Annotated in this window: 17 protein-coding genes; 11 read left to right on the plus strand and 6 right to left on the minus strand. The window is 68.3% G+C overall.

Features of this window, described 5'->3' with window-relative positions; genetic code table 11:
• Window position 1: 1 nt before the first annotated feature.
• From ACT535_RS19210 to ACT535_RS19235, 6 genes are all read right to left on the minus strand, one after another.
• Window positions 2-1,051, minus strand: coding sequence for a flagellar hook-associated family protein (locus tag ACT535_RS19210; protein ID WP_476365652.1), 1,050 nt, complete (start codon window positions 1,049-1,051; stop codon window positions 2-4).
• Between the two features lie 3 nt (window positions 1,052-1,054).
• A complete protein-coding gene (gene flgK / locus ACT535_RS19215; RefSeq protein ID WP_476365653.1) occupies window positions 1,055-2,509 on the minus strand; it encodes a flagellar hook-associated protein FlgK in 1,455 nt (484 codons plus the stop codon).
• Window positions 2,510-2,541: 32 nt separating this feature from the next.
• Window positions 2,542-3,798 (minus strand): flagellar hook protein FlgE, encoded by a 1,257-nt coding sequence (locus tag ACT535_RS19220; RefSeq protein ID WP_476365654.1) that lies wholly within the window; start codon window positions 3,796-3,798, stop codon window positions 2,542-2,544.
• 259 nt (window positions 3,799-4,057) lie between these two features.
• Window positions 4,058-5,395 carry a flagellar protein export ATPase FliI gene (fliI, locus tag ACT535_RS19225; protein ID WP_476365655.1) on the minus strand — a complete coding sequence of 446 codons (1,338 nt, stop codon included), beginning with the start codon at window positions 5,393-5,395 and terminating at the stop codon, window positions 4,058-4,060.
• On the minus strand, window positions 5,392-6,114 hold the full coding sequence (gene flgF, locus ACT535_RS19230; RefSeq protein WP_168457429.1) for a flagellar basal-body rod protein FlgF: 723 nt from the start codon (window positions 6,112-6,114) through the stop codon (window positions 5,392-5,394). The genes fliI and flgF overlap by 4 nt, the downstream gene beginning before the upstream one ends.
• 1 nt (window position 6,115) lies before the next feature.
• Window positions 6,116-6,880, minus strand: coding sequence for a DUF1217 domain-containing protein (locus ACT535_RS19235; RefSeq protein ID WP_476365656.1), 765 nt, complete (start codon window positions 6,878-6,880; stop codon window positions 6,116-6,118).
• 421 nt (window positions 6,881-7,301) lie between these two features.
• Between ACT535_RS19235 and motA the strand changes: the two genes are divergently transcribed.
• The 11 genes from motA (at window position 7,302) to flgG (ending at window position 14,533) form a co-directional block, all read left to right on the plus strand.
• Entirely contained in the window at window positions 7,302-8,192 is an 891-nt protein-coding gene (motA, locus tag ACT535_RS19240; protein ID WP_168457427.1) for a flagellar motor stator protein MotA, read from the plus strand.
• Window positions 8,193-8,195: 3 nt separating this feature from the next.
• A complete protein-coding gene (locus ACT535_RS19245) occupies window positions 8,196-9,134 on the plus strand; it encodes a FliM/FliN family flagellar motor switch protein (RefSeq protein WP_168457426.1) in 939 nt (312 codons plus the stop codon).
• A complete protein-coding gene (locus ACT535_RS19250) occupies window positions 9,115-9,402 on the plus strand; it encodes a hypothetical protein (protein WP_168457425.1) in 288 nt (95 codons plus the stop codon). Before ACT535_RS19245 ends, ACT535_RS19250 begins: the two co-directional genes overlap by 20 nt.
• Before the next feature lie 27 nt (window positions 9,403-9,429).
• The gene (fliN, locus tag ACT535_RS19255) at window positions 9,430-9,780 is read left to right on the plus strand and encodes a flagellar motor switch protein FliN (RefSeq protein ID WP_476365657.1); all 351 of its coding nucleotides are present in this window, start codon (window positions 9,430-9,432) and stop codon (window positions 9,778-9,780) included.
• 7 nt (window positions 9,781-9,787) lie between these two features.
• Window positions 9,788-10,810: a flagellar motor switch protein FliG gene (locus tag ACT535_RS19260; RefSeq protein ID WP_476365658.1), complete on the plus strand. Its 1,023-nt coding sequence runs from the start codon at window positions 9,788-9,790 to the stop codon at window positions 10,808-10,810.
• A gap of 50 nt (window positions 10,811-10,860) precedes the next feature.
• Window positions 10,861-11,937, plus strand: a complete 1,077-nt coding sequence (gene flhB, locus ACT535_RS19265; protein ID WP_168457423.1) for a flagellar biosynthesis protein FlhB — start codon at window positions 10,861-10,863, stop codon at window positions 11,935-11,937.
• Window positions 11,924-12,379 (plus strand): hypothetical protein, encoded by a 456-nt coding sequence (locus tag ACT535_RS19270; protein WP_168457422.1) that lies wholly within the window; start codon window positions 11,924-11,926, stop codon window positions 12,377-12,379. The genes flhB and ACT535_RS19270 overlap by 14 nt, the downstream gene beginning before the upstream one ends.
• Before the next feature lie 229 nt (window positions 12,380-12,608).
• Complete coding sequence (flgB, locus tag ACT535_RS19275) at window positions 12,609-12,989, plus strand: flagellar basal body rod protein FlgB (RefSeq protein WP_168457421.1); 381 nt, start codon at window positions 12,609-12,611, stop codon at window positions 12,987-12,989.
• Window positions 12,986-13,408, plus strand: coding sequence for a flagellar basal body rod protein FlgC (gene flgC / locus ACT535_RS19280; RefSeq protein WP_476365659.1), 423 nt, complete (start codon window positions 12,986-12,988; stop codon window positions 13,406-13,408). Before flgB ends, flgC begins: the two co-directional genes overlap by 4 nt.
• On the plus strand, window positions 13,408-13,734 hold the full coding sequence (fliE, locus tag ACT535_RS19285; protein WP_476365660.1) for a flagellar hook-basal body complex protein FliE: 327 nt from the start codon (window positions 13,408-13,410) through the stop codon (window positions 13,732-13,734). Before flgC ends, fliE begins: the two co-directional genes overlap by 1 nt.
• A gap of 10 nt (window positions 13,735-13,744) precedes the next feature.
• A complete protein-coding gene (flgG, locus tag ACT535_RS19290; RefSeq protein WP_029556023.1) occupies window positions 13,745-14,533 on the plus strand; it encodes a flagellar basal-body rod protein FlgG in 789 nt (262 codons plus the stop codon).
• The last annotated feature ends 7 nt before the right edge of the window (window positions 14,534-14,540 follow it).

Here is a 14,540-nt window from a genome sequence, read left to right on the forward strand (position 1 = left end):
TTCAGATGTAGTTCAGGATGCTCAGCTGCATCACCTTCGACGTGGTCGCGTAGGACATCTGCAGCTGGGTCGTCAGGGTATCGAGGCGGGTCTTCGCCTCGGCGGGATCGACCCCTTCGAGGACGTTGATCCTCCGGTCGACGAGATCGGACACCTTGGCGAGAGCCTCGTCCGCCGCATCCACGCGGGACTTGGACACCCCGAGCTGCGCGGACAGCGAGACCACTCCGCTCACGGCGGAACCGGCGACGGTCGCTGCCTTGTCCAGCACCACCTTGCGGGTGGCCTCGGAGAGGTTCGCCGTGCCCAGCTCCGACACCATGGTGAATGCCATGGCAAGGTTGCGCATGGCTGTCGTGTTGGCGGTGGTGCTGACGGGCACGCGCGCGGTGTCGGAAATCTGGCTGGTCAGCGCCTCATCCGACGCGCTGGACCAGTCGGCGCCCCACGCGGGATCGGCGAACAGGTCGGCGAAGGCGCCGTCGAGGAAATTGCCCATGTCGGCGGCGGAGATGTCCCCCACCTTCGGGTCTGCCTGCGGGTTTGCAGGATCAAGGCCGAAGGCGCCGGCGAAGGCCGCATCCACCGCCGCCTTGGGGCCGGTGGCATAGTCCGCCATGGGCGGCGCGGCGCTGTTGATGCCGGCGAACAGATAGCGCTGCCCGTCGGTGGCATTGAGGTGCGCGGTGAAGGCATCGAGCGCCGACTTCGCCTGATCCGCGAGGATGGCGCCGGATGAATTGCCCGCCTGCCCGGCGAGGATGTCCTTCAGGAATTGGTTGGCATCGTCCGAGATCTGGGAGAGCGCCACCTGGCTGTGGCCGAGCAGGCTCGAGGCCAGCGCATTGCCCTGCTTCTGCGACAGGATCGCGCCGCGCGCCAGATGCAGCGCCACGCTCTCGCCGGTGGCGACGCCCAGGGTGAGGCCCACGTCCGCCTGCCGTCCGGTGGCGATCTCGGTGGTCGCCCTGGAGATGTCCGACTGCAGCTTCGGCAGCGCCGCGCGGGACGGCGAGGTCCAGGCGAGGGTGGAGATGTAGGTGCTGCGCATGGCTTAGCCGATCATCTGGAAGAGGCTGTCGTAGAGCTGGTTCACCACGCCCATGAGCTTGGAGGTGGCCTGATATCCGCGCTCCAGTTCGAGCTGGCTGGCGTATTCGTCGTCGAGGTTCACGCCGGTGGCGGCCGAGAGCGCGTTGGAGGCCTGCGACAGCACGGTCTTCTGCGAATCGAGCCGCGTGTCGGCCGCCTTGCGTGCGCCTTGCAGCCAGCTCGCCGATGCGGTGCCGAAGGAGACAAGGCTCTGGTTGTCGGAAAGCTGCGCCGCGCCGTCATAGCTGCGCGGAGCGTCGAGCGCGGCGGAGAGCGCCTTTAGCCGCCCGGCGAAGCTCGCCGCGCCCGTGGTGTTGGAGGCGAAGGCCGGGCCGTTCATGCCGCCGTCGCGCAACAGGCGGATGTCTCCGCTCTGCGCCACGTCCACGGCCGCGTTCACCGTCAGCGTTCCCGCAAGGCCGGGCGTCAGGCCGCCGGGCACGGTGGCGCTGCCCGAAGCGGGCACGAACAGGCCGGCGCGGAGGGTGCCGGCGCCATTGGTCTCCGCGAAGGCATCGACCAACCCGCGCGCCAGTTCGTCCAGCTGCGTCTGGTAGGTGCTGGCGGCCGTATCGCGCAATTGGGTGAGGCCGGCGATGCGGCCGGTGCGCACGGGCATGGTCGCGTCGCGCCCCGTCACCGACACGCCGTCCACGAACACGCTGCCGCCGTCCGTCGCCGCGTCGAGCGTATGGGAGGGCGCGAAGCTCACCGCCCGGGCGGTGGTCTCGAACAGGGTGGCGCCGCCCTCGGTGTAGATGACGATGTCGTTGCTGGCCCGCGTCACCGTGGAGATGCCGATCTCCTCGGAGAGCTTCGCGAGAATGGAATCCCGCCGGTCCAGCGCGTCCGTCATGTCGGCGCCGGCGGCGGAGCCCTTCACGATGGCGCTGTTCTCCGCCTCGAACTGGTGGAGCAGGTCGTTGACGTTGGCGACCGAATGGGCGATCGCCGCATCCGCGTCCGTGCGCACCTGCTGCACGGTGTTTGTCGCGGTGTTGAGGGAGGCGGCGAGATCCTGCGCGGAGGTCACCGCCGCCTGGGCGAGGGTCATGTCGTCCGGCGTGTCGGCGGCGCGGGCCAGCGCATCCTTCAGCGTACCGAGGCGGGCGACGGGGGAGGTGGGATCCTGCGGGTCGCCCACCGTCTGGGCGAGCCGGCCGAGGCCATCGGCGAGGGCCTGCTGGGCGGCGCTGTCGGAGGTGGCGCCGAGCATCCGGTCGAACAGGGCGCTGCCCGTGGCGCGGGTGATGGAGACCACCCGCACCGAGCCGTCCGCCGCCGTGGTGGTGACGGCGATCTTGCGCGAGGCCGAGGCCTCGCCCGCCCCCGCCACGTTGCGGCTGGACAAGGCGATCTTCGCCGCGTTGGCGGCAAGCGAGGACTGCGCCGTGTTGAAGGCGAGGGAAAGGCTCATGATGCCCCCGTGCGTGCGGCTGCGCCGTCAGGTCAGCGCTTCAGGTTCATAAGCACGTCGAGCAGCTCGGTGCCGGTCTGGAACACCTTGGAATTGGCGGTGTAGTCGCGCTGCGCCACGATCATGCGGGTGAGTTCGGAGGCCATGTCCACGTTGGACTGCTCGGTGGCGCCGGACAGCAGCGTGCCGACCCCGCCCTCGTTGGGAAAGCCGACCTGGATGGCGCCGGACTCCAGCGTGGTGGTGTAGGCGTTGCCGGTCAGCGGCTCGAGCCGGTCCGGGCTCGCGACGGTGGCCAGCGGGATGCGGTAGATCGCCGATTTCCGCCCGTTCGCATCGGTGGCGTAGACGGTGCCGTCCTTTGCGATGGAGAAGTCGGAGATGGGGCTCGGCGCATTGCCGTTCACGCTGGCGGTGAAGGGCGTGTAGGGCGCCGCCAGCTGGGACATGCCCGCGAGGTCGAGCGTCAGCGTCGCCCCGTTCGGTACGGCCAGCGAGATGCTGTTGCCCGAGGCGAGCTTGCCGTTGGCGTCGAAGGTCAGGGTCTGGGTGGCGAGCGGACCGGACGCATAGGGGAACGTCCCGGTGGCCGGGGCGCCCGCCTGGTCATAGACCGCGAGCTGCCACGTATCCGGGTTCGCCGCCGTCTTGGTCATGTAGAGGTCGAGCGTCACCGCATTGCCGAGATTGTCGTAGGCGACGAGCGAGGACTTCTCGGTGAAGCTCGCCCCCGCCACGTTGGCGCCGGCGGTGGGGGCGGTTGCGACCGCCGCATTGGACGGCAGATTGGCCGCGAAGGTGCCCTCGGTCGAGGGCGTCGCCGCCAGCTTGGTGTTCTGCAGATTGATGGGCACGAGGCCGGCCGTGCCGTTCAGCACCACGCTGGGATCGCCCTTGGAGACATCGTAGCCCATCAGGGTCAGGCCGGCGCTGTTTACGAGGTTGCCGGTGCTGGCATCCACCTGGAAGGAGCCGGCGCGGGTCAGCTGCGTCTGGCCGGAGGGATCGTTGACGAGAAAGAAGCCCGAGCCCTGCACCGCGAGATCGGTGGAGGAGGAGGTGTAGTTCAGCGCGCCCTGCGGGCTGATGGCGTAGCGCACATCCGTATTGACCGAGCCGGACTGATATTCCGTGCCGCCGGTCTCCAGCAGCAGCGAGGAGAATTGGGTGTCGGCGCGCTTGTAGCCCGCGGTGCCGGCATTGGCGATGTTGTCGGAGACCGTGCCGAGCAGGTTGGATTGCGCGGTCATGCCCGACACGCTGGTGCGCAGCATTCCGTAAAGGCTCATGGCTTCGTCCTCGTCGCGGTCTGGATATGGGGCGTGCGGGGCGCCGGAAGACGGAGCCAGCGCCAGTGTCACCGCCGCATCAGAGGGCCGATGGCTTGCGCGGGGCTGGAGTCAGTGGCACCGGGCGCGATGCCCCTTCAGCCAAGGTCGACCTGAAGGATTGAAAGGCATCAACGCCGGTCCACGTGAATGGCCGGGACACGCCCGGCCATGACACCAGCAAGGGATTTTGGACGCGGCGCCGATGGGCGACCTCGGCTCAGGCCTTCAGCGCGGCGGCGAGGTCGGAGAAGGCGGCGAGGCTGGGCGGGTCGCCGGGGTCCTGACGCAGGGCATCGTAGATGCGCGGCACGATGGCCACCGCCTGGTCCAGCTCGCCGTCGGCGCCGGGCTGGTAGCCGCCCATCAGGCGCAGGTCGCGGGTGTCCTCGAAGCGGGCGATCATGGCCTTGAGCCGCCGCACCAGATCGCGCTCCGGCTCGCTCCACACTTCGCCGGCGAGGCGCGAGATGGAGCCGAGCAGGTTGATGGCCGGAAAGCGCCCCTGATCGGCGATGGCGCGGTCCAGCACGATGTGCCCGTCCAGCGTGCCGCGGATGGCGTCGGCGACGGGATCGTTGTGGTCGTCGCCATCCACCAGCACCGAGAAGATGCCGGTGATGGCCCCCTCCCCGTCCAGTCCCGGCCCGGCCCGCTCCAGGAGCTTCGGCAGCGTGGAGAAAACGCTCGGCGCATAGCCCCGCGCCACCGCCGGTTCGCCCGCCGCCAGCGCCACGTCGCGCGCGGCATGGGCGTAGCGTGTGACGGAATCGACGATGAGCAGCACGCTCTCGCCCGCATCGCGGAAATACTCCGCCACCGCCAGCGCCGCCTGGGGGGCGAGGCGGCGCATCATGGGGCTCTGGTCGGAGGTGGAGACGATGACCACCGCACGGTCGCGGCTGGCGGCGAGCGGGCCTTCGAGGAACTCGCGCACCTCGCGCCCGCGCTCGCCCACCAGCGCCACCACCACCGTGTCGAAGCCGGCGGAACGCGCGAACATAGAGAGCAGCGTGGACTTGCCCACGCCCGAGCCGGCGAAGATGCCGATGCGCTGGCCCTCGCACAGCGGCGTGAAGATATCCACCGCCTTCACCCCGGTGACGAGGGGCCGATGCACCCGCCCGCGCGCCATGGCGGGGGGCGGCTCGGCATCCAGCGGCATGCGGCGCGGGCCGTGGGCGAGGGGTTCCGCGCGGTCCAGCGGGCGGCCGAGAGCGTCGATGACGCGGCCCTTCCAGGAGCGGTCAGGGCTCAACGCAAGGGGGCCGATGCGGAAGGCCGGCGTGCCGATGCCCACCGCCACCCGCTCGTCGAACGGCTTCACCACCGCGCCCGCTGGATCGATGCGCACCACCTCGCCGATGCTGGTGCCGGAGGCCTGCTCGAACCCCACACGCTCGCCCAGCGTGACAAAGCTGGAGAGGCCGCAGACCCGCAGATGGGTCGGCGCCACCTCCCGCACGATGCCGCCCACGCGGACGAGGGGATGGTCCTCAAGGCCGCTTTCCACGGCCTGGCGCAGGCGCTGGAGGGCGTTGACCGGAGGCGCGGTCATCCGGGCCCAAGCTCGCGGATGGTCTGGGAGGTCGCATCCTCGGTCTGCGATACGGCGGAGGCGGCCATCTCGAAGGCGCGCTGCAGGGCGATCAGGCGCGTCATCTCGGTGACGGCATCCACGTTCGCGCCTTCCACGAAGCCCTGGCGCACCACGTTGCGGTTGTAGTTCTGCACCAGCGCGGCGGGCTTGTCCGGCACCACCAGCGCGCCGTCGCGGCGGGTGAGTTTGGCATCGTCCGGAATGAGGAAGAGGCCGATGCGGCCGATGGGCCGGCGGTTCTGGGAGATGGACCCGTCGGTGCCGATGCGCACCGTGCCGCCGGTGGGATCGATGACCACCGGCGCCCCGGACGCATCGAGGATCGGCCGGCCGGAGAGGGTGCGCAATTCGCCCTCCGGGCTCATGCTCATGCGCCCGTCGCGGGTATAGGCGGTGGTCGCGCCGTCGCGCACCGCGAACCAGCCCTTGCCCTCCACCGCGATGTCCAGCGGATTGCCGGTGGGGTTGATCGGCCCCGATTTGCGCGAGGTGTAGGTTTCCCCCGTCGAGGTGAAGGAGACGTCCCGGCCTCCGGCCTTGGAGACCATCTCCTCGAACCGCACCTCTTCCGCCCGGTAGCCGGCTGTGTTGAGGTTGGCCACGTTGTTGGCAATGGTGGTGAGGCGCTTGTCGGCGGCGAGCTGCGCCGAGAGCGAGACATAGAGACCCGAGGCCATCTCAGCCCCCGTATTTCAGATTGAGGATGGAGAAGGAGGCCGCGCCGGACGCGCGCACCGGGAAGAGATCCAGCACCGGCGCCGCAGCCGTGCCCTGCGCCACGTCCCACTTGGCGCTGAAGCGGCGCAGCAGGCTGTCGAGCTTCGCCGGCTCCTTGAGATCGGCCACGTTGAACTGCGCCTTGACAGCCTTGGCCTGCTTCTCGATGGGCGCGGCCGCCATGGCGTCGGGGAAGTCGTAGATGGTCTTCACCACCTTCCACAAAGCGGGATCGGCCAGCAGGCCGTAGACGGATTTCACGGTGGGCGCCTGCCGCTGGAAATAGAGCGCGAGCTGCACGCCCTCGTTGCTGGCGCCCTGGTCCGCCTCCAGCGCCTGGCGCACGTAGCGGTCCACCACCTTCTGCCCGGCGTCGGCCGACTGGGTCGCGGCGGCGCCGAGGGTCTTGAAGTCGAAGACCTTGGCGAAGGCCTTGAAGCGATCATCATTGAGCTTGTTGGCGAAGCTCTTGGGATCGCTCACGCCTTCCTTCAGCACCTTGCGCATGTAGCCCTTGGCATAGGCCATGTCCTCAAGGCCGAACGCCTTCATGGCATAGGTGAAGAGCCGGGTATCCTTCAGGAAATCGTCGATGCCCGCGACCTTGCCGATATGCTTGAGGTAGTAGGCCGATTCCAGCGCCACCGGCTTCTCGGCCGCCTTGGTGGACAAGGAGCGCGTCATGTCGCGCGTCAGCAGGCGGTAGGTGAGGAGCGTGCTGTCCATATGGGCATCCGCAGGGAGCAGGGGCGCGCGCAGCGGGACGCCGGCGGCCGGCTCATTCCGCCGCAACGGCCTTGCGTGAGCCTTGCGGGCTCAAGGGTCTCGAAATGTGGGGATTTTCCGCATCAGCCCAGCGCGGACCGGAAGACGTCATCTCTGACACCTCCCGGTCCGGCCACCCCGTGCCGGTCAGGGCTTGGCACGGGATATCGAAGGCTTCGCAACGGCCGAACGTGCAACCAGAAAGGCCTGCGAGCCAAGACGCGAGTTGTGTAGCATGCACAACCCATGGATGGCAGAAGAATCCGCTCCATTTTGGCGGTGATTATGGAGTGAAAACGGCCCTATTGCAAAGCTCGACGGAGCACAGCCTCGCACAATCCTCGCCCCCTACCACCGGACACCGGACAGAACGGGGGAAGCCGTGGCCGTCATCATCGGAATCATCTTGGGGTTGGCTGCTACCTTCGGTGGCTTCATGGCCATGGGCGGGCACCCGGAAGTGGTGTGGCAGCCGTTTGAATATCTCATCATCGGCGGCATCGCCTTCTCCACCTTCATCATCGCCAACCCGTTCTCCGTCATCAAGGACACGGGCTCCGGCATCATGCAGGCGGCGATGGGCACCGGGCCGAAGCGCAAGGATTTCCTCGCCCTCCTCAGCCTCCTCTACGCGCTGATGCGCGACATGCGGCAGAAGCCGCGCAACGAGATCGAGGCCCACATCGACGATCCCGCGAGCTCCGCGCTGTTCGGCCATTTCCCGAGCCTGCTCAAGGACAAGGAACTGACGCAGTACATCTGCGACTACGCCCGCCTCATCCTCATCGGCAACGCCAAGTCGCACGAGATCGAGGCGCTGATGGAGCAGGAGATCTCCACCATCAAGAAGCACAAGACCAAGGCCGCCGGCGCCCTTGGCACCGTGGCCGAGGCGCTGCCGGCGCTCGGCATCTGCGCGGCCGTGCTCGGCATCGTGAAGGCCATGGGCGCCATCGACCAGTCGCCGGAAATCCTCGGCCACTACATCGGCTCGGCGCTCATCGGCACCTTCGTCGGCATCTATTCGTCCTACGCCATCATCTCGCCGCTCGCCGCCAAGGTGAAGAGCACCCGCGAGAAGCAGTGCCAGCCCTTCATCATCACCAAGCAGGCGCTCATCGCCTTCATGAACGGCGCGCTGCCGCCCATCGCGCTGGAGCACGGCCGCAAGACCATCTCCGCCGGCGAGCGTCCCACCATCGACGAGGTGGAGAGCGAGGCCATCCAGGCCGCGCCGTCCGCCAACGGCACCGTCCAGCAGCAGGCGGCCTGAGCCATGGCTGCCTCCAAATCCGCGTCCAAGCACCACGACATTCGCGACATGCTGCTGGATGCCGCCGGCCTTTCGCTGGACCGGCTGCCCATGCTGCACGTGCTGTTCGACCGCATGGCCACCTTCTGCGCCGACGGTCTCAGGCAGGTGGCCGCCTCGCAGGCCTATTACTCGCTCTCCAGCGTCGAGAGCGGGCGCATCGGCGACGTGCTCGAAGCCTATGAGGGCATGGCCATCGCCGGCATCTTCAACGCGCCGTCGTGGGACAGCCAGCTCATCGTCGGCTTCGACCGCGACTTCATCTTCACCATGATCGAGGTGCTGTTCGGCGCCGACGGCTCCGAGCCGCCGGTGGAGGACGAGCGCTCCTTCTCGAACATCGAGGGGCGGGTGGCGCAGCTCCTGTTCGAGCAGATGGCGAAGGCGCTGAAGGCCGCCTTCGCCCTCGTCAGCGACACCACCTTCCAGTTCGAGCGGCAGGAAACCCGCATGGACTTCGCCGTGATCGGCCGGCGCAACAATCTGGCCGTCACCGCGAAATTCCTGCTCCAGGCGCTGAACCGGGGCGGCGAGATGTTCGTGACCATCCCGCAGTCCGCCCTCACCCCGCTGAGGCGCGCGCTCTCCAGCACCAGCCAGGCGGAGACCGGCGGGCGCGACCCCAAATGGGCGCAGAAGATCCGCGACGAGGTGAACCGCACCGAGGTGGAACTGCGCGCCGTGCTCGACGAGCACGAGGTGACTCTCGGCGACATCGCCGCCCTCAAGGTGGGCCAGATCCTCAAGCTCGCCGCCACCCCGGCGAGCCGGGTGAAGCTGGAGAGCGCCGCCCAGCCGCTGTTCTGGTGCCACCTCGGCCAGTCGGACGGCGGCTACGTGGTGCGCCTCGACGAGCAGATCAACCAGCATCAGGACTTTCTCGATGACATCCTTCCCCGCTGATCTCGTCCTGCTTGCGGCGCTGGTCGTCACCACCGCCTCCGTCGCCTTGCTCAACCGCCGGCTCAAGGCGGTGGACCGGCTGAATGCCGATTACGGGCGCGCGCTGGCGGAGGCCTCCGCCGCCCTCGTCTGCGCCCGCGACGCGCTCGACACCTTCGGCCGCGACGGGCGCGAGGTGCTGGTGCAACTCGCCGGCCGCATCGACACCGCTCACGAGCTGATCGCCGAGATCGACGCGCGGCGCGCGCCTGAACTCAGCCATCGCTGATCGCCCCCTGCAATCCGGATCAACGCCATGCCCTCTCCCGACATCGAAACCATGACCCCCTCCAGCGCGCTCGACGAGGCGCTGCTCGCCAAGTCCGGCGAGACGCTGGGCTCCGGCGGAGGCCTCGAGACCGTCAAGCGCATCCCGGTGCTGCTGCAGGTGGTCCTCGGCTCCGCCTCCATGCCGGTGTCGAGCCTGCTGAAGCTCAATCGCGGCACCGTCGTGCCCCTCGACCACCGGGTGGGCGAGCCGGTGGACGTGGTGGTGAACGGCCGCGTCATCGCCCGCGGCGAGGTCATGGTGGTGGAGGACGATAACTCCCGCTTCGGCGTCTCCCTCACCGAGATCGTCGGCCCCAACGACGCCGACGCCGGCTGAGGCGGCCGTGGCGGCTGCGACCGCGGCGAAGCCGCGTCCCCTCCAGGGCATCGACCGCGTGGCGGCGCTGCTGATGGCAATGGGCACGCCCATGGCCAATCGCGTGATGAAGCATTTCGAGGCGGACGAAATCCGCCTCATCACCCGCTCCATCGCGGCGCTGAAGCCCGTCACCACCGCGCAGATCGAGAGCCTCGTCGAGGACTTCGCCAGCAATTTCGCCGGCGGGGCGAACCTCGTCGGCACGGTGGCCGACGTGGAGCGGCTGCTGCAGGGCGTGCTGCCGCCCGAGCAGATCGCCGACATCATGAACGACATCATGGGCGCGGCGAACCAGTCCATCTGGGACCGCATCTCCACCGTCAACGAGAACGTGCTCGCCACCTATGTGGCCAAGGAGCACCCGCAGACCGCCGCGCTGATGCTCTCCAAGGTGAAGCCGGCCTGCGCCGCCAAGGTGCTGAGCTTCATCCCCGAGGAGAAGCGCAACGGCATCATGCGCCGCATGCTCACCTTCAAGCCCATCGTGGACGCCACCATGCAGGTCATCGAGCGCACGGTCCACGAGGACTTCATGATGAACTTCTCGCGCAACGCCGGCGCCGACCCGCACGCGCGCATGGCGGACATCATCAACAAGATGGACCGGGACGCCATGGAGACGGTGCTCGCGAGCCTCGCCAACACGCGGCCGAAATCCGCCGAGATCCTGAAGGGCCTGCTCTTCACCTTCGACGACATCGTGAAGCTGACGCCCCGCGCCCGCACCGCGCTGTTCGACCAGGTGCCCACCGACAAGCTGGTGCTGGCGCTGAAGGGCACCGACCCCGAGTTCCGCGAGATCATCCTGCAATCGCTCGGCGCCCGCGTGCGCCGCATGGTGGAGCAGGAGATGGCCGGCAGCGAGCCCGCCCCCGCCAAGGACGTGATGGAGGCGCGCCGCACCGTCACCGACCTCGCCCTCGACATGGCCGGGCGCGGCGAGATCGAGATTTCCTCCGGCACGGAGGAGGACGCCTATGTGCGCTGAGGTCCGCGCCCTTTTGCGCGCCCATCTGACCCCGCCGCCGCGGGGGCGCCATGTCTGAGGAACAGGACAAGGAGAGCAAGACAGAAGAGGCGAGCGAGAAGAAGATTTCCGACGCCGTGGAGAAGGGCAACGTGCCCTTCTCGCGGGAGGCGACGCTGTTCGCCTCGCTCCTCGGCATCCTCGCCATCCTCGCCTTCTTCGTCGCGTCGCCGGTGCGCCTTCTCACCGCCGACCTCTCCCGCCTCATCGATGACCCGGCGGGCTTTCCCATCTCCACCGGCAACGATGCGGTCTCCATCCTGTGGGGGGCGCTGGCGGGGGCGGGACGCTTCCTCATGCCCATGGTGATCGTGCTGATGCTTGCCGGCCTCGTCGCCTCCGGCTTCCAGAACGTGCCGTCGCTGGTGGCGGAGCGCATCCGGCCGCAATGGTCGCGGGTGTCGCCCTCGGCCGGCTTCAAGCGCATCTTCGGCACGCAGGGACACATCGAGTTCGGCAAGGCGCTGTTCAAGCTCTTCGCCATCGGCATCGTCGCGGCCCTCGTGCTCTATGCGCAGGAGCACGAGGTGGTGAACGCCATGTTCACCGATCCGCTGCGCCTGCCAGCCGTGCTCCTCGCCCTCGCCATGCGGCTCGTCGCCACCGTGTGCGTCGTCACCATCGGGCTGGTGGCCGCCGACATCGTGTGGTCGCGGGTGAGCTGGAAGACCAACCTGCGCATGACCAAGCAGGAGGTGAAGGACGAGTTCAAGCAGGCCGAAGGCGACCCCATGGTGAAGGCGCGCATCCGCGCCGTGGCCCGGGAGCGGGCGCGCCAGCGCATGATGAACGCCGTGCCGAAGGCCACCGTGGTCATCGCCAACCCAACCCATTTCGCCGTCGCCCTGCAATACGACCGGCAGACCGGCGGCGCGCCGCTGGTGGTGGCCAAGGGCGTCGACCTCATCGCCCTCAAGATCCGCGAGATCGCCGAGCGCCACGGCGTGCCGGTGATCGAAGACCGCCCGCTCGCCCGCGCCCTGTTCGCGGCGGTGGAGGTGGACCAGTGGATTCCGCAGGATTTCTACCGGCCGGTGGCGAAAATACTTCACTACATCTATGCGAGGCCCGGCCATGGCGCGAAATGAGTTCCTTCGCCTCCAGCGTCTCGCCACCCGTCCGAAGGGCGAGAAACTCGCCTGCGAGCGAGCCCTGGCCGGTGCGCTGCGCGAGGTGATGACCGAACTGTTCTTCACCAATGCCGGCCTGCTCATGGCCTATATCCACGCCGGGCAGACCAACATCATCGACGACATCGTCGCCTCCTGCGCCGAGCGCTCGCTGAAGCCGGGGGCCCTGCGCTACGGCGGGCAGGCGGTGATCCAGGCCGACTGGGGGGTCGCCCCCACCGTCTCCATGGACATGGAGCTCGGCTGCGCTGACTGCTCGCTCTACTTCCGCATCATCTTTGATGCGGGCACCGTGGGCGTGGAGATGGACAGCATTCTCTACCACTGTGCCGAACCGGAGGCGGATGGGCTCCTCGCCCACCTCGCGGCGACGCTGGAGGGCGTGCGGCTGAGCGCGTGAGCGATAGGCGGTTGACCGGGCCAGCCGCCGGCGGCCACCACGCGTCCGCCCACTGAGCACCGTCATCGTCCGGACAAGCCTGGCGATGACCCCAAAGGAGGGAGTCGGCTTCACGACGCGGAGAGCCCCGCCGACCCAGCCTCGGGCAAGGTTGGCGCGCTAGCACTTCTCATCCCTCGCCCCTTCCGAAGGCGCGCGAGACCATCGCGGTTCATCCGGGGAATGTGCCATGGAGCCCCTGTTCCTGTTCAATCTTGCCTCCCGGCACGCCCAGTGGGCGACGGTGCGGCAGACGGCGATCGCCGGCAACATCGCCAACGCCAACACCCCGGGCTACAAGGCGGTGGACGCCGAGCCGTTCAGCGCCATCCTCGACCGCACGCGGCTTTCCGTCGCCCGGACCTCGCAGAGCCACATGGACGTCGCCGCCGGCGGCATCGACGCTGCCAAGGTCGCCCCGCGAGACGGCTGGGACACGTCCCACAGTGGCAACAGCGTGAGCCTTGAGCAGGAGATGCTGAAGGCCGACGAGGTGAACCGCGCCTATTCGCTCAACACCTCCATCGTCCGCTCCTTCCACCGCATGATCCTCGCGAGCGTGAAATCATGATCGGCGATCCCTTCAAGACCATCACCGGCATCGCATCGAGCGGCCTCGCCGCGCAGACGCAGCGCATGCGCGTCGTCGCCGAAAACATCGCCAACGCACGCTCCACCGGCACCACGCCGGGCGCCGATCCCTATCGTCGCAAGACGGTTCAGTTCGCCCAGGAGCCGGACCGCACCCTCGGCGCCTCGCGGGTGAAGGTGAAGGCCACCAGCGTCGATCGCAGCGCCTTTTCCGTGGAGTTCGACCCCGGCAACCCCGCCGCCGATGCCGAGGGACGGGTGAAGGTGCCGAACGTCAATCCGCTCGCCGAGATGGCGGATCTTCGGGAGGCCGGCCGCAGCTACCAGGCCAACCTCCAGATGATCAAGCAGGCGCGCTCCATGGTCGCCATGACCATCGATCTTCTGAGGACGCCGTGATGATCGACGCCGTTTCCCTCAATGCCCTGAGCCGCACCACCGCCGCGAGCGCCACCACCGCCGTCCGCGCCACCGAGGCCGCGAGCGCCACCCAGAGCGCGGGCAGCATCTCCGATTTCTCCACCATGCTCGCCCGCATGTCGTCGGACGCGGTGGACCAGGTGAAGACCGCCGAAGTGAGCGCCATCTCCGGCATCCACGGCAAGGTGTCGGTGCAGCAGGTGGTGGAGGCGGTGATGTCGGCCGAGCAGACGCTCCAGACCGCCATCGCGGTGCGCGACAAGGTGGTCGCCGCCTATCAGGAAATCAGCCGGATGGCCATCTGAGGAGAGTGACATGAGAGCTTTGGCCATCGCCGCGACCGGCATGTCGGCGCAGCAGACCAATGTGGAGGTGATCGCGAACAACATCGCGAACATCAACACCACCGGCTTCAAGCGCGCCCGCGCCGAGTTCACGGACCTGCTCTATCAGGCCGAGCGCGCCCAGGGCGTGCCCAACCAGGACGGCGCCGAGCCGGTGCCGGAGGGCGCCCTCGTCGGCCTCGGCGTGCGCACCATCGGCATCCGCAACCTGCATCTTCAGGGCCCGCTGGCGCAGACCGGCAACCCGCTGGACCTCGCGCTCAACGGGCGCGGCTGGTTCCAGATCACCAGCCCGTCCGGCGACACGCTCTATACCCGCGCCGGCTCCTTCAACAAGGGTCCGACCGGCCAGCTCGTGACCGCCGACGGCTATGCGCTGAACCCGGCGCTGACCCTGCCGCAGGATGCCAGCAGCATCGTCATCAACGAGAGCGGGCAGGTCTATGCGCAGATCGCCAACCAGACGTCGCCGACGCTGGTGGGCCAGCTCACCCTCGCCACCTTCGCCAACGATTCCGGCCTCGAGCCCCTTGGCGACAACCTCTATCGGGAGACCTCCGCCTCCGGCCAGCCGGTGACGGGCGTCGCCGGCACCACCGGCTTCGGCGCCGTGGTGCAGGGGTATCTGGAAGGCTCGAACGTGGACCCCATCAAGGAGATCACCCAGCTCATCCAGGCCCAGCGGGCGTATGAGATGAACTCCAAGGTCATCCAGGCCGCCGACGACATGGCCGGGGTCGTGTCGAAGGGAATCCGGTGATGACCCA

It is taken from the genome of Xanthobacter sp. DMC12 (genome assembly GCF_056314105.1).